Source organism: Cellulomonas alba (genome assembly GCF_030362835.1).
Taxonomy (GTDB): domain Bacteria; phylum Actinomycetota; class Actinomycetes; order Actinomycetales; family Cellulomonadaceae; genus Cellulomonas; species Cellulomonas alba.
Genome location: NZ_JAUCGQ010000001.1, coordinates 2,444,037 through 2,469,978 on the forward strand (window position 1 = coordinate 2,444,037; position 25,942 = coordinate 2,469,978).

25 protein-coding genes and 1 pseudogene are annotated in these 25,942 nt (G+C 73.3%); 12 read left to right on the forward strand and 14 right to left on the reverse strand.

From position 1 onward, the window contains the following. Positions 1–377: 377 nt before the first annotated feature. From QRT04_RS17210 to QRT04_RS11205, 4 genes and pseudogenes are all read right to left on the reverse strand, one after another. Positions 378–755: pseudogene (locus QRT04_RS17210) on the reverse strand (SRPBCC family protein); the annotation flags it as partial. Next, on the reverse strand, positions 752–1,330 hold the full coding sequence (locus QRT04_RS11195; protein WP_289455322.1) for a winged helix-turn-helix domain-containing protein: 579 nt from the start codon (positions 1,328–1,330) through the stop codon (positions 752–754). The pseudogene QRT04_RS17210 and the gene QRT04_RS11195, both read right to left, overlap by 4 nt. A gap of 111 nt (positions 1,331–1,441) precedes the next feature. Continuing rightward, positions 1,442–2,080, reverse strand: a complete 639-nt coding sequence (locus tag QRT04_RS11200; protein ID WP_289455324.1) for a hypothetical protein — start codon at positions 2,078–2,080, stop codon at positions 1,442–1,444. Between the two features lie 48 nt (positions 2,081–2,128). Continuing rightward, entirely contained in the window at positions 2,129–2,620 is a 492-nt protein-coding gene (locus tag QRT04_RS11205) for a hypothetical protein (protein ID WP_289455325.1), read from the reverse strand. A gap of 156 nt (positions 2,621–2,776) precedes the next feature. On the opposite strand from QRT04_RS11205, the gene QRT04_RS11210 reads away from it, so the two are divergent. From QRT04_RS11210 to sigJ, 3 genes are all read left to right on the forward strand, one after another. Beyond that, positions 2,777–3,259, forward strand: a complete 483-nt coding sequence (locus QRT04_RS11210) for a nuclear transport factor 2 family protein (RefSeq protein WP_289455327.1) — start codon at positions 2,777–2,779, stop codon at positions 3,257–3,259. Positions 3,260–3,459: 200 nt separating this feature from the next. Beyond that, positions 3,460–3,915, forward strand: a complete 456-nt coding sequence (locus tag QRT04_RS11215) for a VOC family protein (RefSeq protein WP_289455328.1) — start codon at positions 3,460–3,462, stop codon at positions 3,913–3,915. Between the two features lie 44 nt (positions 3,916–3,959). After that, positions 3,960–4,922, forward strand: a complete 963-nt coding sequence (sigJ, locus tag QRT04_RS11220; protein WP_289455330.1) for an RNA polymerase sigma factor SigJ — start codon at positions 3,960–3,962, stop codon at positions 4,920–4,922. Here sigJ and QRT04_RS11225 read toward each other — a convergent pair whose 3' ends face one another. Continuing rightward, positions 4,923–5,345 (reverse strand): DUF2000 domain-containing protein, encoded by a 423-nt coding sequence (locus QRT04_RS11225; RefSeq protein ID WP_289455332.1) that lies wholly within the window; start codon positions 5,343–5,345, stop codon positions 4,923–4,925. It lies immediately after the preceding gene. 49 nt (positions 5,346–5,394) lie between these two features. On the opposite strand from QRT04_RS11225, the gene QRT04_RS11230 reads away from it, so the two are divergent. From QRT04_RS11230 to QRT04_RS11240, 3 genes are all read left to right on the forward strand, one after another. After that, positions 5,395–6,192: a helix-turn-helix transcriptional regulator gene (locus QRT04_RS11230; protein WP_289455333.1), complete on the forward strand. Its 798-nt coding sequence runs from the start codon at positions 5,395–5,397 to the stop codon at positions 6,190–6,192. A 96-nt stretch (positions 6,193–6,288) separates the two neighbouring features. After that, on the forward strand, positions 6,289–7,245 hold the full coding sequence (locus QRT04_RS11235) for an NAD(P)-dependent alcohol dehydrogenase (RefSeq protein ID WP_289455334.1): 957 nt from the start codon (positions 6,289–6,291) through the stop codon (positions 7,243–7,245). 395 nt (positions 7,246–7,640) lie between these two features. Beyond that, entirely contained in the window at positions 7,641–9,794 is a 2,154-nt protein-coding gene (locus tag QRT04_RS11240) for a DEAD/DEAH box helicase (protein WP_289455335.1), read from the forward strand. A gap of 9 nt (positions 9,795–9,803) precedes the next feature. On the opposite strand, the gene QRT04_RS11245 is transcribed toward QRT04_RS11240, so the two are convergent. Both QRT04_RS11245 and QRT04_RS11250 read right to left on the reverse strand, forming a co-directional pair. Next, positions 9,804–10,265 carry a hypothetical protein gene (locus QRT04_RS11245; RefSeq protein ID WP_289455337.1) on the reverse strand — a complete coding sequence of 154 codons (462 nt, stop codon included), beginning with the start codon at positions 10,263–10,265 and terminating at the stop codon, positions 9,804–9,806. A gap of 396 nt (positions 10,266–10,661) precedes the next feature. Next, positions 10,662–11,072 carry a DUF6228 family protein gene (locus QRT04_RS11250; RefSeq protein WP_289455338.1) on the reverse strand — a complete coding sequence of 137 codons (411 nt, stop codon included), beginning with the start codon at positions 11,070–11,072 and terminating at the stop codon, positions 10,662–10,664. A gap of 142 nt (positions 11,073–11,214) precedes the next feature. Here QRT04_RS11250 and QRT04_RS11255 point away from each other — a divergent pair, with 142 nt between their 5' ends. From QRT04_RS11255 to QRT04_RS11275, 5 genes are all read left to right on the forward strand, one after another. Then, a complete protein-coding gene (locus tag QRT04_RS11255; RefSeq protein ID WP_289455340.1) occupies positions 11,215–12,057 on the forward strand; it encodes a hypothetical protein in 843 nt (280 codons plus the stop codon). Continuing rightward, positions 12,054–12,836, forward strand: a complete 783-nt coding sequence (locus QRT04_RS11260) for a DUF5995 family protein (protein ID WP_289455341.1) — start codon at positions 12,054–12,056, stop codon at positions 12,834–12,836. The genes QRT04_RS11255 and QRT04_RS11260 overlap by 4 nt, the downstream gene beginning before the upstream one ends. 41 nt (positions 12,837–12,877) lie before the next feature. Further along, positions 12,878–13,366 (forward strand): hypothetical protein, encoded by a 489-nt coding sequence (locus tag QRT04_RS11265; protein WP_289455342.1) that lies wholly within the window; start codon positions 12,878–12,880, stop codon positions 13,364–13,366. 148 nt (positions 13,367–13,514) lie between these two features. Then, a complete protein-coding gene (locus QRT04_RS11270) occupies positions 13,515–15,014 on the forward strand; it encodes a hypothetical protein (protein WP_289455343.1) in 1,500 nt (499 codons plus the stop codon). A gap of 115 nt (positions 15,015–15,129) precedes the next feature. Continuing rightward, the gene (locus QRT04_RS11275) at positions 15,130–15,672 is read left to right on the forward strand and encodes a DapH/DapD/GlmU-related protein (RefSeq protein ID WP_289455344.1); all 543 of its coding nucleotides are present in this window, start codon (positions 15,130–15,132) and stop codon (positions 15,670–15,672) included. Between the two features lie 29 nt (positions 15,673–15,701). Here QRT04_RS11275 and QRT04_RS11280 read toward each other — a convergent pair whose 3' ends face one another. Continuing rightward, a complete protein-coding gene (locus QRT04_RS11280; protein WP_289455345.1) occupies positions 15,702–17,003 on the reverse strand; it encodes a GntR family transcriptional regulator in 1,302 nt (433 codons plus the stop codon). 106 nt (positions 17,004–17,109) lie between these two features. On the opposite strand from QRT04_RS11280, the gene QRT04_RS11285 reads away from it, so the two are divergent. Beyond that, entirely contained in the window at positions 17,110–19,248 is a 2,139-nt protein-coding gene (locus QRT04_RS11285; RefSeq protein ID WP_289455346.1) for a MucBP domain-containing protein, read from the forward strand. 60 nt (positions 19,249–19,308) lie between these two features. Here QRT04_RS11285 and QRT04_RS11290 read toward each other — a convergent pair whose 3' ends face one another. From QRT04_RS11290 to QRT04_RS11320, 6 genes are all read right to left on the reverse strand, one after another. Beyond that, positions 19,309–19,893 carry a GNAT family N-acetyltransferase gene (locus tag QRT04_RS11290; RefSeq protein WP_289455347.1) on the reverse strand — a complete coding sequence of 195 codons (585 nt, stop codon included), beginning with the start codon at positions 19,891–19,893 and terminating at the stop codon, positions 19,309–19,311. 45 nt (positions 19,894–19,938) lie between these two features. Beyond that, on the reverse strand, positions 19,939–20,319 hold the full coding sequence (locus tag QRT04_RS11295) for a DivIVA domain-containing protein (protein ID WP_407653594.1): 381 nt from the start codon (positions 20,317–20,319) through the stop codon (positions 19,939–19,941). After that, complete coding sequence (locus QRT04_RS11305) at positions 20,316–21,533, reverse strand: M23 family metallopeptidase (protein ID WP_289455348.1); 1,218 nt, start codon at positions 21,531–21,533, stop codon at positions 20,316–20,318. Before QRT04_RS11305 ends, QRT04_RS11295 begins: the two co-directional genes overlap by 4 nt. A 231-nt stretch (positions 21,534–21,764) precedes the next feature. Continuing rightward, positions 21,765–22,487 (reverse strand): phosphate ABC transporter ATP-binding protein, encoded by a 723-nt coding sequence (locus QRT04_RS11310; protein ID WP_289455775.1) that lies wholly within the window; start codon positions 22,485–22,487, stop codon positions 21,765–21,767. Between the two features lie 280 nt (positions 22,488–22,767). Continuing rightward, positions 22,768–23,691, reverse strand: coding sequence for a sortase (locus tag QRT04_RS11315; protein WP_289455349.1), 924 nt, complete (start codon positions 23,689–23,691; stop codon positions 22,768–22,770). Positions 23,692–23,770: 79 nt separating this feature from the next. Beyond that, on the reverse strand, positions 23,771–25,819 hold the full coding sequence (locus QRT04_RS11320) for an Ig-like domain repeat protein (protein ID WP_289455350.1): 2,049 nt from the start codon (positions 25,817–25,819) through the stop codon (positions 23,771–23,773). Between the last annotated feature and the right edge of the window lie 123 nt (positions 25,820–25,942).

A 25,942-nucleotide genomic window follows, 5' to 3' on the forward strand; every position in this document is an offset into this window, starting at 1 on the left:
TCGCGCCGGGCGTAGTCCGCGGCGTCCGCCGAGAACAGGTACGCCCGCAGCGTCGCCATGGCCGCACCCGCGGGCAGCCCCTCGCCCTCGCCATAGACGACCACGTTGAGCATCCCCGGCACGGGCCCGGTGAGCCGGAGCAACGCGTGCCGGTCGCCGATGCGCTCGACTGTGCCAGTGGTGCCGTGCAGCTCGACGGTCGCGCCCTCGTCGGTCAGCCCGAGCGCGGCTCGCACGGCCGACCAGAGCGAGGCGACGTCGCCGGGGTGCGACGCGCTGACCTCCAGGTGGGTGGCCCGCTGCCCCGCGAAGTGCGCGAGGTAGGTGCGGAGGTTGTCGAAGAACGGCAGCCACCCCGGCGCGAGCGTGTCCCACCACTCCTGCTCCCAGTCGGCGCCGGTGCCGAACCCGCTGCTCGTGACCCGGACGACGCACGTGCCGCCGGACCGTGCCTCGACGACGAACTCCGACGTGAGCGGACTGAGCGTGTCCGGGTCCTTGCCCATCAGGGCGGCCCAGTCCTCCTCGTAGACGAGGCGGCGCGGCGGGTCCCAGCCGGTGACCTGGCCGTCTGAGCCCATCTCCGGGCCCATGGTGAAGTGCAGGGAGCCGCCCTCGCGCTCCTCCAGCTGCGTCGGCGTGAACCAGGCGCTCATGCCCTTCGCAGTGGCGATCGCTTCCCAGACCTGCTCCGGGGTGCCCGGCACCTCGACGGCGAACTCCAGGCGGTACGGGACGTTCGTGGTGGTGCTCATGACTCCTCCTCCGGGACGGGGTGGGCGGCGACGACGAGCCGGTACGGGTCCCCGTCGTCGTGGTGGTAGCGGGCGGCCAGCTCAAGCACGGCCGCCGTGAGGTCGTCGGCGAACGCCGCGCGATCGGCGGCAGAACGGAAGCCGATCCGGGTGTCGACGGTCAGGGTGGGAAGTCGCTCGCCCGACGATCCGGCCCGGCGGGCCAGGGCGCCGACCTCGCGCACGACGCGGGACGCGAGTGCGACGAGGTAGCCCGCGGAGAGGCGGTCCGGGTTCGCCGCCGGGTCGGCTGCCGACGCGCTCACCGCGGCCGGCGACACCACGTACGACGACGCCGTGGCCCGCAGCACGCGCTCGGTGAGCCCGCCGTGCCGGCGTTCCTCAGCGAGCTCGACCAGGCCGTGCGCCTCGAGCGCCTTGAGGTGGTAGTTGATCTTCTGGCGGGCGATGCCCACCCGGGCGGCGAGCCCCGCGGCCGACGCCGGGACGGTCAGCTCGCCGAGCAGCCGCGCCCGGACGGGGTCCAAGGCGACGGCTGCCGCCTCCGCGCTCTCGATGACCTCGACGTCGTGCATGGCTCTACCGTGACCTTGACAATGAAAGTTGTCAAGAGGTCCTGAACGCGTCGTCGGCCGGGACCGTCGGCGCCGGGAGTCGGCGTCAGACGGCGAGGCCTCGCGGTGCGGTCAGCGTGGATCCTTCGGCTCCGCCGGTGCCCAGGCCCGCTCGAACCACCCGCCGGCTGCGACCTCGGGCACGGCCGGCTCGGGGAGCGCGTGATCCCGATCCGGCTCGCGCGGCCACAGGACCTCGACTCGGCCGGCCGCGGCCCGGAGCGCTTCGCCGTCCACGGTGAAGCTCGACTCGTCCACGCCAAGGGCCGGGTGCGCGACGACGAGAACCAGGTCACCCGGCGGCGGCGCGGGGGACAGCCACAGGTTCGTCGACCACTCCCGGCCACCGCCGCCACCGCTCTGGTGAGTGAGCAGCGGCTCGTCGGCCGAGAGGCCGTCGTCCCAGCGGAAACGCCCGGCGACCGCGGTGCGTCCGTCGGCGAGCTGGACCCCGGCCAGCAACCCGCCGTCGAGGGTCGAGTACGTCAGGTCGGCGGGGTCGAGGTCGAGACGGCATCGGATGGCGAGCTCGACCTGCAGGCCCGTGGTGTAGCGGGCCAGACCCATCAGCAGGATCGCAGCGTCGATGGAGCGCCCGATCACCCCGCTCACGCCGACGGCGGCGGGGGCTTCGTTGTCCGGCGGGCCGAGTCGCGCACGCGCGCGGGCGATGTCGTCCGCATCGCCCGAGAACGCCATCGCCGAGTGCATGGGCCTGACCTTTGTCCCCGTGCAGCGGCGGGTCAACGGCGTTGGCCGCTACAGCAGGGGCCCCCGTCGCTCGACGAGCACGGCGCTGCCGATCGGCTCCGCCGAGCCGGGGGCGTCGTGGTACCGGTGCGCGAGCACGACGCTCGGCAACCCGCGGTCGGAGACCTCGACGAACACGGCGTCCTGCCGCTGGCCGTCCATCGTCAGGTAGCCGTCCCACGCGACCGCGGCGCGCGCGGCCTGCGGCGGTGCGGAGCGGATCGCGTCCCTGGCGCGCTGCTGCGCTGCCGACAGCTCGTCGACGAACCGTTGCAGCGAGCGGTCACCACCGACGGTCTCGACGATCGCGAACGGGATGAGCGGTCCACCTTCAGGCACGACGGACGTGACCGCGTGGGTCAGAGCCAGCTCGGCGAGGGCCTTCACCTCGTCGGACGGCTCCTCGTTCGCGTGCGCCGCGGCTGCGCCGGACGGGCCGCCGGGAAGGAAGGTCGGAGAGGGAGCAGGTGCGGGGGCGGACCGGCGGCGGAAGAGGCTCATGGCGCCCTGTCGGCTGGTGACGTACGGGCCTTGAGCGTGGGCGCACCGAACCCCTCGTCAGGGGGCGTCGTGCGGCACGCGGCCGCCTGACATCCCCGGCGCCTACGTCGTCAAACGGCTGTGCAGACGCCACAGCCACCAGATGGGGAGGCCACCATGCCGACACCAGCCGAGAACCGGCTCGCGCACGTCGCGGACCGGGTCGAGATCGAAGCGCTCCGGGGCGAGTTCTCCGACGCCGCCATGATGAACGACTACGACCGGCTCGCCTCGTTGTTCACACCGGAGGGTGCGCTGCGCATGCCGGACGTCCCCGCCGAGCTCGTCGGTCAGGAGCAGATCCGCGCCTTCGGGCCGCAGCGCCCGGCGGAGTTCCTGGTGCAGACCTCGCACCCGGGCTGGATCGAGATCGACGGCGACACCGCCGCGGGGCGGACGTACATGCACGAGCTCGGGCGTTCCCGTGACGGTCGTTCGGTGACGAACTTCGCCATCTACCACGACCGGTACCAGAGGACTCCGGACGGCTGGCGGTTCAGCGAGCGCGTCTACGAGCTCACGTACCTCGACACGACTGACCTGACAGGCTCGCCGGCGGCGTCCTGGCGGGCCGCGCAGGCGTCCGGAGGCCGGGCGTGACCGCGATCGATCGCGATCATCCTCGGCAGCACACGTCTGGCGACGGAGTTCGTCGACGGCTACAGCCGCTTCGAGCCGAGCGCGAGCTCCGAGGCCTCTCTGGACCTGCTGCTCGACCAGGTGGTCCGCTGGGCGGCGGCACTCGCCCCGCTGCGTTCCCTCGCCTCGTGATCGTCGCCCCTGACCGGAAGGATCGGCCCATGCCCGTCACTGCCCACACCATCCATCTCACGGTCCGAGGCGCGGCTGCGGCGGCCCGGTGGTACGCCGACGCGTTCGGCGCCGCCGAGCGCACGCGCATCGTGGTGCCGGGCGACCGGCTCATCCACGTCCAGCTCGTGATCGGCGACCTGCACGTGACGCTGGCCGACGAGTTCCCCGAGCTGGAGTCCTACGGGCCGCAGCACCTCGGCGGCACCTACGGCGCCATCTACCTGCACGTGGACGACGTCGACACCGCATGGAACCGCGCCGTCGACGCCGGCGCGACGATCCTGCGGCCGCTCGCCGACGCGTTCTGGGGTGAGCGCGAGGGCCAGGTCCTCGACCCGTTCGGGCACCGGTGGGGCCTGACGCAGCACCTGCAGGACGTCTCGCTCGACGAGCTGCAGGAGCGCGCGAGCGCGGCCTTCGCGACGCCCGACCCCCACGCCTGATGAAGCCGGACGACGAGGCGGACGCACCGGGCGGTCGCGGATCCATGACGACGCCCGACGGCGACGCGCCGACCAACCCCCGGGGGTCGCAGCTGAGCGACCAGCCGCGCCTCATCAACGTCGCCTACCGGCTGCTCGGGTCACTGAGCGAGGCGGAGGACGTCGTCCAGGAGGCCTACGTCCGCTGGTACCGGCTCTCGCCGCAGGACCGCGCCGCGATCGCCTCGCCCAGCGCGTGGTTGACGACCGTCACGAGCCGGCTCTGCCTGGACCTGCTCGGCTCGGCCAGGGTGCGACGGGAGCAGTACGTCGGCGCGTGGGTCCCCGAGCCGATCCGCGAACCGACGGAGTGGCCGCGGGCCGGTGGCGCGGTCGATCCCGCCGAACGGATCACCCTCGACGAGTCGGTCCACATGGCGTTCCTCGTCGTCCTCGAGACGATGACCCCGGCGGAGCGCGTCGCCTTCATCCTGCACGACGTCTACCGCTACCCGTTCGCCGAGGTCGCGGAGATCGTCGGCCGGACGCCTGCGGCCTGCCGGCAGCTCGCCTCGTCGGCGCGAGCCCGGGTCCGTGCGGCGAGGACGCCCCCGTCCCCGACCGCCGAGCAGGCCGACGTGGTCCGGAGGTTCGCCGCGGCGTTCGAGTCCTCGGACATCGCGTCGCTCATCGCGCTCCTGGACCCCGACGCCACCGTCATCCCCGACGGCGGGGGCCGCGTCGCCGCTCGGACGCACCCGCTCGAGGGGGCCGAGACGATCGCCCGGTACCTCGTCGGGCTGCTGGCTCATGCGCCGTCGGGCGTGCGGTTCCGCCTGCGGACGGTCAACGGTCGGCCCGGGCTCGTCGGCGAGCAGGACGGCGTCGTGGCGACGGTGTTCTCGTTCGATGTCGCGGGCGGTCGGATCCGCCGCATCTGGGCGACGCGGAACCCCGACAAGCTGCGCGGCTGGCGCGACGTCGCCGGCACCGCAGCGGAGCAGGCGCCGACCGGGCCGCCGACGTAGTCACGGGTGCAGCCGCGCCCCCTTCACCACCTTGTCCACCGCGTTGCGCGGCCCGTGCACCGCGAGCCCGACGAGGTCGAGCTCGTCGGGCGGCACGGCCGCGACCGCCGCGCGGTTGTCGCGGTCGTTCCCCGTCGCGAACATCTCGCGGATGTAGACCGCCTGCGCCAACCCGCGCCCGACGGCGCGGCCGTGCACGGTCCGGAGCGTGTCGAGGTCGCCCGTCAGCACCACGATCGGCTGGCCGACGAGCGGCAGGTACGTCGTCCCGTCGGCGTCGCGGTACGTCTCGCCCATCAGCTCGGGGTGGGCGCCGACGACGCCGCTGGTGAGGAACGCGGTCACGTTCAGGGCCTGCCAGGGCTGCAGGTCGTCGCGCACGAGCACGGCGACCTTCGTCTCGAAGCGCACGGGATCGTCCATGGCACCAGGCTGCGGGGGCGGTGTCGGCCCGGTCTTGTACGTTCCTGACATGGACCGGCGCATGGAGCGGCCCGAGCGCGTGCGCGCGTGGCGGCCCGCGGTGCCCGGCGTCGACGAGGTGCTGCACGCGCACTTCACGCACCACGCCTACCCGACGCACGTGCACGACGACTGGACGATCCTGCTGGTCGACTCCGGTGGCGTCGAGTACGCGCTCGACCGCGGCACGCACCACGCGCCGCCGGGCTCGGTGACGGTGCTGCCGCCCGGCGTCCCGCACGACGGGCACGCCGTCGCGGCGGGCGGGTTCGACAAGCGCGTCGTCTACGTCGACGACCGATGGCTGCCGCCCGCACTGATCGGTGCCGCGGCCTCGGAGCCGTTCCTCGCCGACCGCGCGCTCGCGGCCGAGGCCGGGGGCCTGCACCGCGCGTTCGTCATGCGGGACGACCTCGAGGCCGAGTCGCGGCTCGCGTTCGTCGCCGAGCGCATCGGGCGGCACCTCGACCGGCGCACACCCGCGCCCCGCGCCAACCGAGACCGCGGGCTCGCGCGGTACGTCCGCGAGCGCCTCGACGACGACGACGCCGTGACGCTCGACGCGCTCGCGCGCGAGCTCGGCACCCACCCCACGCACCTGGTGCGCCTGTTCCGCGAGGAGTTCGGCCTGCCGCCGCACCGGTTCGTGACGAGCCGCCGCGTCGACCGGGCGCGCCGGCTGCTGCTCGCGGGCGTCCCGGTCGCGCAGGCCGCCGTCGACGCGGGCTTCCACGACCAGTCGCACCTGACCCGGCACTTCCGCAGGGTGCTCGGCGTGACGCCGGGGGAGTTCCGCGCCGTGGCGTGACGGGCCACCGCCGGGCCGACCACCTGGACGCGCGACCGGTGGAGCAACGGCGCCCGTCGCTCCACGAGACCGCGCCGGCGCGGAAGGATGCGAGTCGTGAAGGCTGTCGTGCACGAGCGGTACGGAGGCCCGGAGGTCCTGCGTGTCGCCGACGTCCCGACGCCGCAACCCGCCGCCGGGCAGGTCCTCGTCCGGGTGGAGGCGACATCGATCAACCTCAGCGACTGGGAGGGGTTGTGTGGCTCGCCGGGCTACGCCCGGCTGGGCGGCCTCCGTGCGCCGCGGCGACGGACGCTGGGGTCGGACATCGCGGGCACCGTCGAGGCGGTCGGGGCGGGAGTCACCCGGTTCGCGCCTGGCGACGAGGTCTACGGCGACAACCTCGAGCTGAAGGGCGGCTTCGCGGAGCACGCGGTCGTCCGTGAGTCGGCTCTGGCGCTCAAGCCGACCGAGCTGACGTTCGTCCAGGCGTCGGCGATCCCGCAGGCGGGTGCCATCGCCCTGCAGGGAACGGCGCGCGCCACCGCGGGCGACCGCGTGCTCGTCAACGGCGCCGGCGGGGGGTCCGGATCCTTCGCCCTCCAGCTCGCCAAGCGCCTCGGCGCGCACGTCACCGGCGTCGACAACGAGCACAAGCTCGAGTTCATGCAGTCCCTGGGAGCCGATGACGTGGTCGACTACCGCCGCGAGGACTTCAGCCGTGACCGGGAGCCCTTCGACCTCGTGCTCGACCTCGTTGCCCACCGGTCCGTCTTCGCCTACCGGCGGGCGCTGGCGCCGGGAGGCCGCTACCGGTGCGTCGGAGGGTCGGTCCGCGCGCTCCTTCGGGTCCTGACCGTGGGCGCGGTCGCGGGACGGCTCACCGGCCGTTCTCTCGGGGTGCTGGCCGTCAGGCAAGGTCCCGCGCACTTCCAGCCGCTCGCCGATCTCTGCGTCGCCGGCGACATCGGGATTCGCATCGACCGCACGTTCGCGCTCGAGGAGGTGCCCGAGGCGCTCGCGCACGTGGGCGAAGGCCGGGCGCTCGGCAAGGTCGTCGTCACGCCGCGGTGACCTGGGTGGGTTGGCGTCGTGCCGCGGTGACCCGGGTGGGTTGGCGCCGCGCCGCGGCGTGACAGGACCCACGGCACGTGGTGCCCGGCGCCGTCGGCGCGCGCGGATTTCGCCCGCTGCGCGAGATCCCGGGTGCACGACGCGCCTCGGACATGTCGGGCTGGGCCCGCGTTCGGCGTATCGTCAGGGGCGTTGTTTCGCGCTCGCGATGGTGGAACCGCCTCGTGAGCGGACCGCCGACGCCCGCCTGGCTGGACGACCGACTCCCGTCGCCGTCGTCGACGCGGACAGGCGCGCGCAGGGCCGGTCTAGGCGCGTCGTGACGCGGCCGCCGCCGGCCCCGAGCTCCCGTCGGCGCGCTGCGTCACGGTGCCGTGCTGTCTGAAGGAGGAGTCGTGGCAGGACCAGGCCAACGAGGGTCCGGTCGCGCGCGCTCCGGCACGAACACGCAGCGCCGACCGGCCGCGCGCCCGGCCGAGCAGGGCATGATCCCGGTGCTCGCCGACGTCGCCCGCGAGGTCGACCGCATCGTCCAGCGCCCGCCGACCAAGCCCGTCATGCGGACGAAGTTCCAGGTCGTGGCGCTGCTCGTCCGTGAGGAGAAGGCGCGCGTCATGGCGGACGCCACCCTGTCCGCGTCGCGCCGGACCGAGCAGCTGAAGCGGCTCGACGGGATCGCGACGCAGCTGGCCCGCACGGCCGCGCGCGACACCTCGCTGCTCGCGCTGCTCGCCGAGGACGCGCGCGTGTCCGACGCGGCCCGCCAGTTCAAGGCGACGCTGATGCGCGAGGGCGGCCTCGAGGTCCCCGACGAGCCGGAGCCCGAGCCGGTCGCGGCGCCCACCCCCGTGCTCACGACGACGACGCAGGTGGTGCCGCAGTCGGTGCGGGCGCGTCAGCTCGCGAACCCGTTCCTGGCGCCCGACTACGAGGCCGCGGCCGAGCGCGCCGCGGCGCGCGCCCGTCGGCTCGCCGGCTGGGAGCTGCTCGAGCCGCTGTTCAACTCGTTCGAGCGCGCCGCCACCGGCCAGCCCGCGTGCATGGACCTGCCCGAGCCGCGCTCGTTCTTCGCGCCCCTCGGCCGGGAGCTGATGCACCACCAGGCGCAGGTCGTCGAGGCCGCGGCGCGCGGCCACCGCACCTTCCTGCTCGCCGACGAGCCCGGCCTCGGCAAGACGGCGCAGGCGCTGCTCGCGGCCCAGGCGGCGAACGCGTTCCCGCTGCTCGTCGTGGTCCCCAACGTCGTCAAGACGAACTGGGCGCGCGAGGTCGGGCTGTGGACGCCGCTGCGGCGCGCGACGGTCGTGCACGGCGACGGTGACGAGGTCGACGCGTTCGCGGACGTCGTCATCGTCAACTACGAGATCCTCGACCGGCACGTCGGCTGGCTCGGCAACCACGGGTTCCGCGGCATGGTGGTCGACGAGGCGCACTTCATCAAGAACAAGACGTCGCAGCGCTCGCAGCACGTCCTGCGGCTCTCGGACCGCATCCGCGAGCGCACCGCGCGGCCGCTGATGATGGCCCTGACGGGCACCCCGCTGATCAACGACATCGACGACTTCCGGGCGATCTGGGAGTTCCTCGGCTGGATCGACGACACGAAGCCCGTCGGCAAGCTGATGACGGCCCTCGAGGACACGGGCCTGACGCCGGCCGACCCGGGCTTCTACTCCGCCGCGCGGTCCGCCGTGATCGACATGGGCATCGTGCGTCGCCGCAAGATCGACGTCGTCGCCGACATCCCCGCGCGCCGCGTCGCCGACCTGCCGGTCGAGCTGGACGGGGCGGTCGGGCGTTCGATCCGGGCCGCGGAGGCGGCGCTCGCCGCGCGGCTGGTGCGGCGGTACCGGGCGGCACTCGAGGCCCGGGGCGACACCTCGACCGGTGGCGCGATCGACCTCGAGCTCGCGCGTCGCGTCGCGGCCGGCGAGCTCAAGGACTCGAGCGACAAGGCCGGCGGCGAGAACGTCTTCACGATGGTCCGGCGCATCGGCCAGGCCAAGGCCGGGCTGGCCGCCGATTACACCGCGCAGCTCGTGCGCAACGTCGGCAAGGTCGTGTTCTTCGCCCGGCACGTCGACGTGATGGACCAGGCCGAGCAGAACTTCGCCGACCGCGGCCTGAAGTACGTGTCGATCCGCGGCGACCAGACCACCCGGACGCGCAACAAGAGCATCGACGCGTTCACCAACGACCCGGACGTGTCGATCGCGGTGTGCTCGCTGATGGCGGCCGGTGTCGGGATCAACCTGCAGGTCGCGTCCAACCTGGTGCTCGCCGAGCTGTCGTGGACCGACGCCGAGCAGACGCAGGCGATCGACCGGATCCACCGCATCGGCCAGGACGAGCCGGTGACGGCCTGGCGGATCATCGCGGCGCAGACGATCGACTCGAAGATCGCGGAGCTGATCGACTCGAAGTCGGCGCTCGCGGCACGGGCGCTCGATGGCGCCGGGGACGAGGAAGGGGCGTCGTCGGTGGACGTGCAGCTCGAGGCGCTGGTGGGGCTGCTGACGGACGCGCTGGCGGCGGAGGGCGTGGGCTGAGCGCGGTGCTCAGAGAGCGAGCCGTGCGTCGAACGGCGGCATGAGCGTGCAGCGAGACGTCGGAGCGTCCGGCTCGCCGTGCGCGATCTCGTAGGCGCACTCGGAGCAGCAGCCCTCCTGCATCAGGTGCTCCCTCCAGGAGTGCCCGCACGCAGGGCAGTCACGGAGCCGCGGCGCCGGCTTCCAGCGTCTCCACCACGGCACGCGGTCCGGTCGCCACGATGTCGGCGAAAACGAGATCTCGAGTCGCTCAATCTGCGCCGGAGCGTCCCGTGGTGTCCACGGGAGCCCGAGGTCGTCGACCATCTCGAACCTTGGCTCCTCGATCTTGAAGATCTCGCGAATGGTTCGGCGGACGTCCTCCTCGAGACCTGCGGCCGTGGTCGCCTCGGCCGCAACGGTGTCGATCACGGCAATCCACCGGTACGGCTCCACGGGGAAGACCTCGACCCGTCGGGGATGTGCGGCCACGCGCGGAGACTACCGACGGAGTGATCGGCGCTGTCGGCGCGCTGGTGCGCATCCCACGGCTCTGACCCGGCCCCGCCGCGTACCGACATAAGGTGCGGGCATGAGCGCCTGCCCGACGTGTCGTGGGAAGGGCGCGCCCACGCTCTTCGGGCTTCCTATGGAGGCTGCGCGGGCGGCTGGCGAGGCTGGAGACCTCGCACTGATGGGCTGCCTGCTGCCGGAAAGTGCGCCGCACTACCGATGTGGCCGCGGGCACCTCTGGCGCATCGAGGACGAGGCACTATGGCTCGCCGACGTGACCTCGGTCCTGCGGGCGCATGGCTACGACGAATCCATAGACGACGAGGAGCTCGAGCCGCGATAGGCGATCGGATCGTGCCGCGGCGTGGCGACGGTCTACCGCGCGTCCGCCCGCAGCCAGCCCACCTCGCGCGCTACATCGTCGGCGGCCCCGGACAGCTGCGCTCCGGCGTCCAGGCGCAGGACCATCTCGGCGAACCAACGGCGATCGCTTGCCGGGTCGAAGCCTGCCAGCGCGACCGTCAGCGCGACGTGGCTGCCGGCGTGCCGCGCAACCACGCGAAGCTCGCCCTCGAGCGATCGCCACTCCCGCTCGCCCTCCCACCCGCGCCACGAGGCCTCCAGCGAGGTGAAGTACTTGGCCAGGTCACCGAACCCGTCGTCGGCGTAGTGGCGGCGGACGGTGTGGCTTGCCCGGATGTGGGGCCCGACGAGCGTCACCTCGATATCGCCGGATGGCAGGCGCGACACCTCGAGGAGGTCCGGGGCGGTGCCGATGCGGATCACCACTGCACCCTAGGGTCCGCTCCTCGCGGGTGGGCGCGACAGCCCGCGGGTGCTCGCGCCCTGGCCCACGCGCAGGCGCCGGACTAGCGTCATCGCCCGCCACCGTCGGCACGGGCCGGCGAATGGGCAGCCGGAGGTTGCCGTGGACGACGCGCCAGTCCCGCGCGACGACCGCGTGCTGCGCCTGACGTCCGGCGTGAGCTGGGCGATCGTGCCGTTCCTGCTGCTGGCGTTCGCCGTCCTGTACCCGGACCCCGCCGGGACGCGCCACCTCTTCGCCTGGGACATCGCATCGCGCATGACGGCGATGACGCTCGCGTCCGCCTACCTCGGCGGCGCGTACTACTTCGTCCGCGCTGGGCTGGCGCGCCGGTGGCACACCATCAAGGCCGGCTTCCCGCCGGTCGCGCTGTTCGCCACGATCCTCGGCGTCACGACCTTCGTCCGGTGGGACACGTTCGCGCACGGGCGGGTCGCGTTCTGGCTGTGGGTGCTGCTGTACGTGGTCGCGCCGTTCCTGATCGCGGTCGTGTGGTGGCGTAACCGGCGCTTCGACGTGCCTGCGGCGCCAGGGGAGCCCGTGCTCCCGGAGGCCGCGGCGCTCTTCATCGGCGCCGTCGGTGTGCTGGCGGTCGTCACCGGCGGGGTGCTGGTGCTGTTCCCGCGGTACGCCGCGAGCGTCTGGCCGTGGCCGTTGACGCCGCTGACGTCGCCCGTCATGGGTGCTGTGCTCTGCCTCGGGTCCGCCGCCACGGGTGCGTTCGTCGAGCGGCGCTGGTCGAGCGCGCGGCTGCCGTTCCAGGTCGCGGGCGTGATGCTCGCGCTCATGGTGGTTGCCGCCTTTCGCGCTCGAGACGAGTGGCGTGGTGACCGTCCGCTCAGCTGGCTGTTCGCCGTGGGGTTCGTCGCGACGCTCGTGCTCGGTGCGGCGCTCTACCTGCGGATGGAGCGGGTGAGCCGGCAGCCGGTCGAGGTTCCGGCGTGACGACCGGCGACGCGGGGACCATCGCGTCGGTGATCGCCCGCATGGAGGCGGACCTGGCGCGGCTGACGGCCGCCGACGATCCGCGCCGGTACTTCCACGGCGTCTACCTGCGGACGACCCGCGCGGTCGCCGAGGAGGTCGCCGACGGCGGCTTCGCCGATCCGGAGTGGGTGCTGCGCTGGGACGTCGCGTTCGCAGACCTCTACCTCGACGCGCTCGCGGCCGCCCGCCAGCCGGGGGTCGAGCCGGTGGACGCTGAGACGGCCGAGCGGACCGTCAGCGGCCCGTGGCGCGTCGCGTTCGGCGCGCCACGCGACCTGCCGCCGCTGCGGCACGTCCTGCTCGGGCTCAACGCGCACATCAACTACGACCTGCCGCAGGCGCTGCTCGCCGTCATCCCGGCCGCCGACTTCGCCTCGCCGGCGGTCAGGGCACGGCGCGAGGCCGACCACCGGCACGTCGACACGGTGCTGAGCGGGCGGGTCGCCGCCGAGGACGACGAGCTGACGGCCGTCTCGCGCGTCGGCGTCCTCGATCGGCTGCTCCGGCCGGCGAACCGCGCCGCAAGTCGGCGCTTCCTCGCCGAGGCGCGCGAGAAGGTCTGGCACAACGCCACCGCTCTGGACGAGGCCCGCGCGGCGGGGCCGGACGCGCTCGCGGCGCGACTCGCAGAGCTCGAACGGCTGTGCGCGGCGCGGGTCCAGGACCTGGTGAGCTCGCGGCAGGTGCTGCTGTCTCTCGCGGTGCACGGGTTCGGGGTGCGGCTCACCGGTGCCTGAGACACGGCAGACGTGCCCGCTCCGCGTACTACGGTCACCCCGTGACGACGCCCCCTGAGCCGCAGTCGGCCCCCGCGGACCTCGATGACGAGGCCGCGCTGGTCCGCCCGCTGTCCCGCATCGCCTACGCGTTCTGCGCCGCGCTCGTGGCCATCGGTCTGCTGGGCGCCTTCGTCCTGGTGCCCGACCCCGTCGTGACCCTCGGTGGACTCGCCCTGGGGCTCGGGCTCGGGCTGGTGTCGCTGGTCGTGCCGCCGCTCCTGATCCGCGGCGGCCTGCGGCGCGGGACGGGCCGGACGGCCGACCCGGCGAGCGAGCACGCCGTGGTCCGGACCGCCGTCTTCATAGGCCTGGCGTTCGCCGAGCTGCCCGCGCTCGTCGCACTCTCGCTCGTGGCGAGCGACGGCAACCACGACGTCGGGGCGCTGCTGATCTCCGTGCCGTTCGCGATCGTCTCGCTCCTCGTGAACGTGGCCGGAGCGGGCGCCGTGCGCCGGCACCTGCGGCGGATCCGCGGAGGAGTTGCCTGACCGGGCACGTCGGCAGTGTGACCACGGTCCCAGCCTGCCCGTGTCAAGGCCGCACCTCGCGTTGCCGATAATTCTCCCGGCTGCTCCCACCGGAGCGTCGCCGCCACGTCGAGCGCGACCCGCTCCCCGAAGAGCCCCGAGGCCCTCCATGCATCACCTCGTCCGCCGTTCCTCCGCCACGCTGGGCGCGCTCGCGCTCGTCGCGATCGGCGCGCTCGCCGGCGCGCAGTCCGCGTCCGCCGTGGCCGGCGACCCTACCGACACGACGCTGACCGTGGCCGGCACGGTCGCCACGGGGCACAACCTCGCGGGAACGGTCTCAGTTACCGGTTTCGTCGCCGCGCTGCCCGACGCCGTCGTCGACCTGAGCGTCGACGGTGGCACCGCGACCGAGGTCCCGCTGACGGTCGACATGCCGTCCACGGGAACGGGGACCGGCAGCGCGTCGATCTCGGTGCCGACCACGGGGCTGGCGCTGGGCGACCACACGCTGACCGCGAGCTTCGCGGCGCAGGGCACGCTCGCCGCGTCGCAGGACGTCGCCACGTTCACGGTGCTGCCCGCGAGCGTCGCGTGGCAGCTGCGCTACGCCGACGGCTCGAAGGTGGGCGCGACGCTGACGCAGTTCGTCGTGCACGCGGTCGGCTCCGACCAGATCCCAGGCGCGGCCGTGTCGCTGATGGCCGGCATGGACGGGCTCCTCGACGGGGAGGAGATCGGGCACGGCACGGTCAAGGCAGACGGCTCGTTCGACGTGTCGGCCAACGTGTTCGACGCCGACGTCGTCCTGCCGGGCACTTCGACCGACTACTGGGTGGTCGTGACGCCGTCGGGCCAGCCCGCGATCGCCGGCGCAAAGGTGAGCGTCGCCGCGCCGCTGCTCTCGTTCAAGATCGCCCTCGAGACCCCGGCGAACCCCAAGCGCGGCATCGCGCGCGTCTCGTTCACCACGTCGATAGCGACGGTCTGGCTCGACGAGGTCCTCGCCGACCCCGCCGACACGATCGACGCCGCGGGCCTCAAGGAGGGGTTCAAGGAGGGCGGTGTCTTCCTGCTCGTCGACGGCAAGCCGGTCGACCCCGCCACCATCAAGCTCGCCGACGGCGCCGCGGGCATCGTCAAGGGTTCGTTCCCCGCGCCTGCGGTGGGCAAGCACACCGCGCAGCTCGTCGTCCCGGGCTTCGAGGGCATCCTCGAGGACTCCGCCTCGCCGGTGCGTAGCTTCACGATCCGTGCGCGCGTGCTGACTCCGGTCGTCCACCACCACGGCGACGTGCACCCCGGCGACTCGATCACCGTGACGGGCACGGGCGTGCAGCCGCACGCCACCGTGAAGATCGTGCTGCACTCGACGCCCGTCACGCTCGGGACGGTCAAGGCCGACGCGTCCGGCGCCTTCTCGGCGACCGTGGTGATCCCCGGCAGCACGCCGGCCGGTGCGCACACGATCGTCGTGACGGCCACGGCGGCCGGCACCGCGAAGGTCACGGGTTCGACGCCGCTGACGGTCGTCGCGGTGGACCCGAGCAGCGAGCTGGCCACCACCGGTAGCAACGACGCGGGCCTCGGCGGCATCGCCGGCGCGCTCGTGCTCGCGGGCGCCGGCGCCGTGGTGCTCGCCCGCCGCGCCACCCGCTCGCACTCCTGAGCTGACGAGGCCGGGGCGCGGTCCTGCGGGATCCGCGCCCCGGCCGTCGGCGTCTCCGGGGTCGACTCGGGGCGTGCCTCCCGCCGTCGGGCCGCGGGTGGCGCAAGATCGCGGGATGGCTGTGCCGCACCTGATGGAGATCCACGGCCCGGAGTTCCAGGCGATGGCGGCCCGCGTCCTCGAGGTCACCGCGCTCACCTCGCGCCTGAACGCGCTGCCCTTCGACGACGAGCCCGGGAAGGCCGCTCTGCTCGAGCAGATCCTCGGCCGCCCGCTCGCGCCGCGCGTCACGATCTACCCGCCCTTCTACACGGACCACGGGCTCAACCTCGAGCTGGGCGAGCGGGTGTTCGTCGACCAGGGCTGCACGTTCCTCGACTACGCCGGGATCCGGCTCGCCGAACGCGTGATGGTCGGGCCGCGCGTCACGTTCATCACGAGCGGCCACCCGGTCGATCCCGCCGAGCGGAAGCGCTACCTGACGGGCGCGCCGATCGACGTCGCGGAGAACGTCTGGATCGGCGCCGGCGCGACGATCCTGCCGGGCGTGAGCATCGGGCGGGACGCGGTGGTCGCCGCGGGTGCGGTGGTCGCCGACGACGTGCCGGCCGCGTCCCTGGTGGCGGGGCCGAAGGCGACGGTCCGCCGCACCTGGTGACTCGCTGTCAGCGGCCGGGCGGGGGTCGGCTACCCGACGACCGTCAGCGTGTCGGGGTCGACCGTGAACAGGGTGTCGAGCACCGCCTCGGCGGCTGCGATGTCGTCCGCGGCAACCGCGGCCCGCACCTCACGCAGCGTGGCGACCGTCCCGGGCCCGAGGATCGCGGGTTCGTGCATCGCGTACCACCGGACGCGCGTCGACAGCCGCGCCAGCGTCTCCGCCAGTACCGCGTTCCCGGAGATGGGTGCGATCTCGTCGCCGGTGCGCCCCACCAGCCCGAGGAGCCCGTGCCGGCCAGAGCCCTGCGCGTCGATCGCCTCCGTGAACACGGCGAGCACCGCCTCGCGGTCTCGGGCGCAGGCGAGGCGCAGCGACAGGCGGCGGAGCGCCCCGACGGCACGGAGCGCGGCGACGACGCCGGCCCGGTCGAGCGTCGCCACGCGTGCCGGCTGGTGGTAGCGCTGGACGACGAGGCCGAGCGCCGTCAGCGTCCGGAGCGCGTTCCGCACCGGTGTGCGTGAGATGCCGAGCCAGCGCATCAGCTCGGACTCGCGGAGCGGCTCGCCGGGGACGAGCGTGCCGTCGAGCAGCGCGTCCCGGATCGCGTCGGTCGCGCGGTCGCGGATCAGCGGGGAGCGTGGCAGGGCATCCGTCGGGTCGTCGGGGGTACGGGGTGACGTCGCAGCCTCGTGCTCGAGGTGGAGCACGGTCGCCCGGAACGCGGTGGCCGCCGCCTGGCCGTCGCCTGCGAGAGCGGCGCGGATGGTCGCCCGCTGGTTGCGGCGCGTGGCCTCGACGTCGACGCGATCCGTGTGCAGGCGGCCGAACCGCGCCATCGTCGGTGAGAGCCACGTGCGGACCCGGTCGAGGTCCGGGTTGCCCGCACGCGCATAGAAGACGTCGTAGAGCTCGCGCTGGCGGCTCTCGCGCAGCGCCCGGCGCAGCTGGTCGGTCGAGCCCAGCGCGTCCGCGCGGTACGCGCGCAGGCGCTCACGGTCGCCGTCCGTGAGCCGCGGGGTGGCCTCGAGGATCGCCTCCGTCGCGATCTCACCGATGACGACCGCTGTCTGCGCCACGTGCTCGGGGTCGACCGGCGCGACGTACGTCGCGCGGCGCGGCTCGACCACCGCCAGGCCCAGGAGCGCGAGCTTCGCGATCGCGTCGCGGATCGCGGCGAGCGGGGCGTCGAACTGGCGGCAGAGCTCGGCCTCGACGAGGCGTGCGCCCGGCGCGAGATCGCCCGCGACGACGGCGTCGACGAGGCGTCGTTCGACGTCTGCGCGCTGCGGCGTGCCGCTCAGGTCGAGGGTTCCGCCCGGGATCGGCACGCCGCCCACCCTACTGCTGAAAGTTGAGACGTTCGTCCTGAAACTGGACAGTGCACGCTGAAATACATTTGGGAGGTCAGTTCAGCGCCTCACACCGGGGGACCCCATGCGCACCGTTCGTATCGCGACGGCGGCCGGACTCGCCGCCGTCCTCGCAGGCGGCGCGGCGACAGCCGCCGCCGCCGATCCGGGAACGCCGGGCCAGCCGCAGGCCGGCCGCGTCGTGTTCCACGAAGACTTCCAGAACGCGCCCGCGACCGGCCTGCGCACCATGCTCAGCGCGTACGTCGGCGCGAACGGCGAGACGTACACCGCCGACCCGTACTGGATGAACGCGGTCAAGGCCAACGGCATGGTGCTGTCGTTCAAGAGCACGCCCGCCGCGAAGGACGCGACCGGCGCCGGGAACGGCACCGAGACCGTCGCGTTCAACACGCTCCGCCAGCTTGCCGAGGCCCTCGGCAAGGTGAACGGCTCGGCGAACCCGCAGACCAACCTCGCGATCTCGGCGTACACGCAGGACTCGAAGACGGCGAAGAACCCCGACGACCAGGTGATGCTCGCGACGAATCAGGACATCACGCTCAAGGACGCGCAGGGTCGCTTCCTCGCGTTCTCGGTGAACGCGGCCGCCACCAACGGCAAGAACAAGGCGCACCCGGACCGCGAGAACCCGCAGCTCAAGTTCGCCGTCGTGCGCGACGGCAAGGAGCAGGCGCTGACGTCGACGCCGATCGACCCGATCACCGACTCGCGCTCGCGGGTGGTCGCGGTGACGGCGACGAACCCGCAAGGCGCGAGCGAGCCGGTCTACGCGGGTCGCTTCACGTCCGACAAGTCGTTCCTCTACGACGGCGGATCGTTCGGCATCGTCGTGCGCAACGGCACGTCGGCGAACATGGGCAACGACGGCGCGTTCGACGACATCGAGGTGGTCGACGTGACGCCGCAGCTCGACAAGTCGTTCTCGGAGCGCACCGCGACGACCGGCGACTCCGTCCGCCTGACGCTCACCGTCACGAACACCGACGAGCTCGCCGCCAAGGCCGGCTGGTCGTTCACCGACTCGCTGCCGTCGGGGCTCGTCATCGCCGAGAATCCTCGCCTGACGACGACCTGCGACGCCGAGGTGACGGCCGCGGCCGGCTCGGGCGCGATCGCGGTGAAGGACGGCGCGCTCGCGGCGGCCGACAAGTCCTGCACCGTGTCTGTCGACGTCACGTCGGACACGGCGGGCACGTACAGCAACGGCGCGGACAACATCACGGTCCGCCGCGGGCTCGACGCGCCCGACACCGCCACGGTCACGTTCAAGGACGCCGCCGCCGGTGACCTCGTGGTGCGCTACGTCGACCGCGACGGAAACCCGCTCGCCCCCGCCGACCACTCCACCGGCGCGCCCGGCGCGGAGTACACCACGGCGCCGAAGGACGTCGACGGCTGGCAGCTGGTGCAGGCCGAGCTCCCGTCGAACGCGAGCGGCGTCTACACCGACGGCACCACGACCGTCGTCTACGTGTACGAGCGCGTGCCCGCGCCCGCCACGGGGACCGTCGTCGCGCACTTCGTCGACACGGACGGCAACCGCCTGACCGACGACGCGAGCACCTCGGGCCCGGTCGATGACGACTACGCGACCACGCCGGCCGACGTCCCCGGGTACCACGTGGTCGTCGTCCACGGCGACGAGACGGGCAAGTACGTCGACGGGACCGTCGAGGTCACGTACGTCTACGAGCGCGACGCGGTGACCCCCGCGACGGGCGACGTCGTGGCGCACTACGTCGACACGAAGGGCAGCACGCTCTCCGGCGACGTCACGGGCTCGGGGCCCGTCGGCGACGACTACGCGACCAAGCCCGCGCGCATCCCCGGCTACCACGTCGTGGTCGTCCAGGGGGACGAGAAGGGACGGTACGTCGACGGGACGATCGTCGTCACGTACGTCTACGAGCGGGACGCCGACCCGGTGAAGCCGGTGAAGCCGGTGACCCCGGTCGAGCCTGTGAAGCCGGTGACCCCCGTCAAGCCGATGACCCTGGTGAAGCCGGTCCACCCCGTGACGCCGAAGACCCCGCTCGTACCGCAGACGCACGTGGTCGCTGACCCGGGCGCGACGGCCCCGACCGGCCGGCTGGCCTCGACGGGCAGCGAGGGCACGGCCTTGTTCGCCGCGATCGCCGGCGGCCTCGTCGCAGCGGGCGCGCTGACCGTTCTCTACGCGAAGCGCCGCACGCAGCAGTAGACCGACCCGCCCAGGACCGGTCCCGCCGTCGTTCTCGACGGCGGGACCGGCCTTCGCGCGTCAGGCCGCGGGACGTCCTCGGCCGAGCTCCAGCCGCATGACGACGCGCTCGCGGCCTCCGGAGTGCGCGGCGGTCGCCCCGGCTCGCGTGAACCCCGCCGACTCGAAGAGCCGCGTCGTCCCGACGTACCCGGAGATGACGTCGACCTTGCCCTCCGCGCCGACGTCGACCGGGTAGCCCTCGACCACCTCGGCGCCCGACGCGCGCGCGTGCTCGACCGCGCCCGCCAGGAGCGTGTGCATCAGCCCCTGGCGGCGGTACCCGGCGCGGACGACGAAGCACACCGCGCTCCACGCGTCGCGGTCGTCGAGGAACGGGATGGTGCGCGAGTGCATGAGGCGTCGGTACGTGCTGCGCGGCGCGACCGAGCACCAGCCCGCGACCACGCCGTCGACGTACGCGAGCACTCCCGGGCCTGGCTCGACCTCGCACTGCCCGCGCATGTAGTCGGCGCGCTCGTCGTTCGGCACCCGGGAGTCCCGGTACGACATGCACCAGCACCCGCCGCCGCCCGGCTTCTTGACGCCGACGACCTCGCGGAAGTCCTCGAACCGGCCGAACGCCGGGAGCACCTCGAGCCTCATGCCCCGACCGTAGGCCGTGCCACCGACACGACCCGCGTGGTGTCGTCAGCCGCGCGGGCGACGTCCGAACAGACCGCGCCGCCCCACGTCGACCATGCCGACCGGCAGCGTCCCCGCCGGGGGCGCGGCCGCACCCGCTGCTGACGGCGCCGGAGCCCCGCCACCCGCCAGCGTGGTGCGAACCCGGTCCATGAGGTCGTCGACGTCGTCGACGTCGTACCCCTCGCGGAACTTGGTGGAGGGGAACCGCTGCGCGTCGATGTCGGCGGCCGTCAGCGGCACGGCCGCGTCACCGCGGAGCGTCGCCACCACGCGGTCGAGGAAGTCGTCGACGGCATCCTGGTCGTAGCCCTCGCGGAACTTCGTCGCCTGGAACTTGGCGTTCAGCACGGCGTCCGCAGTGAGCGGCTCGTGGGGTGCCGTCACAGGCCGGAACGCACCGACGTGGCGGGCACCCAGCCCGAGCGACCGAGCACGACGACGTGCCGCCACTTGCCGGACTTCGTCCCGAACGACGTGACCCGAGCGCTCACCTTGACGTGCACGATCTTGGACGCCGACGACGCCGCCCGCGTGCGCAGGTACGTCGCCTTGCCGATGCTGAACGTCTTGTACTGCCGGATGTAGCTGGAGTGGACCCAGCCGGTCAGCTTCGTGCCGGTCGACGTCGTGTACGTCACCGGGATGAACGAGTTCGTCATCGTGCCCGGCTTGTTGATGAGCTTCGCGTTCGCGGGCAGCACCTTGATCGACGTCATCGCGGTCGAGGGACCGGTGCGCAGGTTCAGCCGCCCGGTCGCGTAGTAGGTGCAGCTCGTCGGCGTGGCGCGCGCGCTGATCTTGGACGCGAGCGTCGTGACCGGCAGCCCGTGCGCGGTCAGCCACGTCACCGGGTTCTGCGGCGAGCCGGAGCCCCAGTACGCGTTCTTCCAGACCTCGAGGTGCAGGTGGGGGCCGCTCGCCGGGCCGGACGCGCCGACGTCGGCGATCCGCTGGCCGATCTTGATCGTCTGGCCGACACGCACCCACTTGGTCGCCTGCCACATGTGCAGGTACGCGATGTACACGGTCTGGCCGTCGACGACGCTGCGGATCGTCACGTAGCCGGCCGAGCCGTTCCGCGGGTTGACCGCGTAGGCGACCGTGCCCGACGCGAGCGCGTAGATCGCCGTGCCGTCAGGCGCCGACATGTCGAGGCCGTAGTGGAACGTCGACGCGCCCACGGCGGGGATGCAGCGCGCGCCGTACCAGGAGCTGATCGAGAACTTCCCGGCGACCAGCGGCAGCGCGAGCTTCGTGCCGCCCGCGGTCGTCGTGGTCGTCAGGTTCGTGCCGTACTGCGGGGTGCGCGGCGGCGTGACGACCGGGGGAGTCGTGGGGGTGGGCGTCGGCGTCGGGGTGGGGGTCGGCGTCGGCGTGGGCGTCGGTGTCGGCGTCGGGTCCGGGGTCGGCGACGGCGTCGGCTCCGGGCTCGTGCTCTGCGTCGGTGTCGGCGCGGGCGCGTCCGCGGCCTGGGCGGCGGGGACGACGACCGTCAGCGCGACGGCCGCGGCGAGCGCGACGCCACCGACGCGCAGCGCGCCCGGCGCGGCGGCGCGGCGGAGGTCTCGGATACGGGCGGCGGCGAGGGGTACGCGCACGGGGCATCACTCCAGAGCAGATCGACGCCGGCGACGATTGCTGTGACGCCGACCCTCTGACATCGGTTGCCGCGGGCCTCGACCTGAGTGTTTCGGCTGTCCGATTGTGGTCGATCTGCTGGGGTCGGCGCGATACCCCTGGGACAGAAGTTTCTGCTGGGTCGGTTGTGACGGGAGCTCGGACGCGGGTCGAGAGGCATTTGCCGAGGTCAGAAAGGTGCGCCGACCGGGTCAGCCGAACCGTCCGTTCACGTAGTCGTGCGTCCGCGGGTCGCTCGGCTGGGAGAACATCGCCTCGGTGTCGCCGTGCTCGACGATCGCGCCGGGCGTCCCGGCCTCCGCGAGGAAGAACGCGCACTGCTGCGAGACGCGCGCGGCCTGCTGCATGTTGTGCGTGACGATCACGATCGTCACCTCCTGCGACAGCTCGCCGATCGTCTCCTCGATGCGTCGCGTCGAGGTCGGGTCGAGGGCCGAGCAGGGCTCGTCCATCAGGAGCACGCGCGGCCGGACCGCGAGCGAGCGCGCGATGCAGAGGCGCTGCTGCTGGCCGCCGGACAGCCCGCCGCCGGGCGCGCGCAGCCGGTCCTTGACCTCCTTCCAGAGGCCCGCGCGCGTGAGCGCTGACTCGACGATCTGCTCGCGCTCGCCCTTCGACACCTTCACGCCCGTGAGCGCGAGGCCGGACGTGACGTTCTCGGCGATCGACATCGCGGGGAACGGGTTCGGCTTCTGGAACACCATGCCGATGCGGCGGCGGGCGTCGGTCACGCGGCGCGAGGCGTCGTAGATGTCGGCGCCGTCGAGCAGCACCGAGCCCGCGAGCGCGGCTGACGGGACGAGCTCGTGCATCCGGTTGAGGATGCGCAGGAACGTCGACTTGCCGCAGCCGGACGGCCCGATCAGCGCGGTGACCTGCCCCGCGGGCATCGTGAGCGAGACGCGGTCGAGCACCTTGTGCGAGCCGAACCAGGCGGAGACGGCGCGCGCCTCGAGCGTGCTGGGCGTCGACGGCGTGGCCGGGACCGGGCCGGCGAGCGAGCCGAGAGCGGCGGGGGCGCCGGCAACCGGCTCGAGGACCGCGGTGTCGTCGACCGCGGGCAGCACCGCGGTGTCGCCGAGCGCCGCGGAGGCGCCGGACCCGGGGCGGACGTCGTCGGGCAGGGTGGTCGTCACGGACGAACCCTCTCGTGCGGGGATGGACGGAAGGTGAACGGCAGGCTGCCGCCAGGACTCACAGCAGGTTCGGCAGCAGGACGAACACCTGCTGCCCGGCGAGCAGCCCGAGCAGCAGGAGCGCCGGCCCGCACGTCAGCCACGTCTGCCAGCGCCCCCACCAGCCGCGCAGGAACGCGGCGGCGAGCGCCACGAGCACGAGTCCGGCGAGCGCGATGACGAGCCACGGCCAGGCGTCGGGGTCGCCCGCGAAGGCGCGCTCCGACGCGGCGAGCTCGGGGGCGGACACGACGGCCCGCGGCGTGACGAACGGGTCGGAGACGAGCTGCGCGTCGACGCGGACGACGTCGGACGGCAGGAAGCGCGTGCCGGTCGCGCTGACGAGCGTCAGCCGGCCCGCGCCCGGCGCGAGCACGGCGGGGAGAGCCGAGCCGCTGCGGCGGACGCCGGTCACGCGGTAGACCGCGGTGCCCTGACCCGTGACGGTCGTGATCGTCGCGCCGGTCGTCAGCCGGTCGAGGTGCGCGAACGGTCCGCCGAACGTCGACTGCCGGCCCATCACGACGCTGGCGCCGGACTGGCCGGGTAGCGGGGTGTCGCGGCGGTGGCCGGGCCCCGAGAGCAGCGCCTGCGACGTGGTGCCCTCGGACACGACGGCGTCGAGGTGCAGCGCGGGGACGCGCAGGATCGCGACGGGTGTGCCGGTCGGCAGCAGCGCGTCGTCGGCGGAGATCTGGCCGACCGGTGCGGTGCCGTTGGCGAGCGCCGAGCGGAGCTGGTCGTACCGCACGTGCTGGTCGCGGGACTCGTGCAGCGGCGAGACGACGACGGCCTGCAGCACCAGGCCGAGGAGCAGAGCGCCGGCGGCGGCGAGCGCCGAGCCGAGCACGCGGGCGCGGGCCGAGGCCTCGAGGTGCGGGAGCGCGGCGTCCGGGCTCGGCAGTGCGAGCACAGGGGCCGGCACGGGGGCGGTCGTCGTCATGAACGTCCTTCGGATGCGGGAGGGCGGGAGGCCGCCGCGCGAGCCGCGCGACGACCCCCCGCCCGGGGTGTGCCCGAGGTCAGCGCGTGACCTTGAGGGTCTTGGCCGCCGAGGTCGCGGGGGCGACCGTCGACGAGCCGGTGTACGTCACGACGATCTTGTGGCTGCCCGTCTTGAGGAGCGGGAGCTTGATCGTCGCCTTGCCCCTGCTGAGCGTGTGCGTGGCGATGGTCTTCTTGCCGTCCTTCACGACGACCTTGCCGGTCGGCGTGACGCCCGTGGCGCTGACGGTCACGGTCACCGACGCGTGCTTGGTGTGCTTCACCGTCGTGAGGCCGGTGAGCTTGACCGACGCCTTGGCCTTCGCGACCGCGACCTTCACGACCGCGCTCGTGCTGCCCTTGACGACCGCGGTCGTCGTCGGCAGGTAGACGGCCTTGACCGCGTAGCTCGTCTTGGTGGCCTTCACGGCGAGAGCGGCCCTGTGGGTGCTCGTCGAGAACGTGGCCGAGCCGAGCAGCTTGCTGCCGTCGTAGAACGCGACCTTGCCGGCGCCGTACGTGGCCGCCGTCACCGTGGCCGTCAGCGTGAACGACTTGCCGACGACCGGCTTGGCCGAGGCCGCGACCTTCGTCGAGGACGACACGGCCGGGACCGCGGAGACCGTGAGCGGCTTCGACGCCGTCGGGTCGGGCGCGCCGACGCCGAGCAGCGCCGGGACGAAGTAGGCCACGACGTCGGACGTGCCGGTGGCTGACGGCGTCCAGCTGGCCGAGGCCGACGTCGCGTTCGCTGCGACGGTCACCGTGGCGAGCGTCGTCGCCGTGCCGCCCGCGACCTTGGCGAACGTGACCGTGCCGCCGCCCAGGCTGACGTTCGTCAGCGCCGCCGTCAGCGTGGCGGGCTGGCCGACGGTCGCGGCCGGGAGCGTGCCGAGAGCGACGGTCGTGCTCGACGGAGCCGCCTGGTAGGCACGGGTCTGCGTGTCGCCGCACTTGACCGCGCCGGTGAGCAGGCCGAACCCGTACTCGGTGATGACCGAGGTCTGCTGGCAGACCTCGGACGTCTGGCCGACGAACGCCTTCGCGATGTTCGACGTCGGGTCGTCCGCCAGGCGCGACGGCACGATGTTGTAGACCGGGCGCGTGAACGCGTTGTACGCCGAGTTCAGCGCGTACGAGCCGGCCGTGCCCTGCACGGGCTCGGTGCCGTTGGTCGCGCCGAGGAGCGCGCCGTGGCGGTTGTCGGTGACGAGGCCGTTGCCCTGCGCGATCCACTGACCGGCCGAGAACGGGGCGATCGCGCCCGCGTCCTGGTCGTCGGTGCCGCTGACGAGCGCGTTGCCGTGGTGCTCCTCGACCAGCGCGTTCGTGAAGTCGTGGTCCTTGATGTTCGGGTACGTGCCGCTCGAGATCTGGGTCTCGGTGATGCCGAGCTGACCGAGCCAGAACGAGCGCGTGCCCGAGCCGGCCTGCGGGATGAACGTGGTGATCGGCACGACACGCGCGCCGCCGGCCGCGGTGTCCGCCGGGTGCAGCAGCGTCGAGACGCCGCCGACGACCTGCACGCGGTCGTACACGCCCTGGTAGATGGCGGTGATGTCGGCCTTCGTCAGGTCGTGCGGCAGCACGCTGTTCGGTGCGACGGCGTAGGTCACCGCGTCGACGGCGAACGGGACGTAGGTGAGCACGCCGTCCGGGCGGACGTCCGCGGCACCCGGGCCGCCCGACGAGCGCGCGAAGTCGATCTTGCCGAACGCGTCCGCCGTCGTGACGGCGACGGTCCCGCCCGCGAACGTCGCGACGTTCGCCGACGTCGTCTGACCGATGGCGGCGCGCAGCAGGTCGCGGCCCGCGCCCGAGCCGTTGGCGCGCGCGACACCCGTGCCGCCCGAGCGCGTGACGACCGAGGAGTCCGGCTTCGTCGCGTCGTACGACGCGATGAGGTGGTTCGGGACCGCCGCGGCGATCGCGTTGACGACGTCCTGCGTGGTGTCGGAGCCGAGGCCGACGAGCGTGCCGAACGTGCCCGGTGCCGGGTCCGCGCTGGCGGGCAGCGCGAGCGCGCCGATCGCGAGCGCCGACGCGCCCGCGCAGAGCGCGATGCGCGTGAAGGCGTTCACCTTCATGAAGGGGGTTCCTCTCCTGAGGTCCGAGGTTCGCGGGTCCGCGAGCGCCACCGCTCGGCGGCGACGATCGGACGCTAGGGACGGCGGGCGAACACCCGGTCCTGGTCGGGCGTCCAGCGTGGA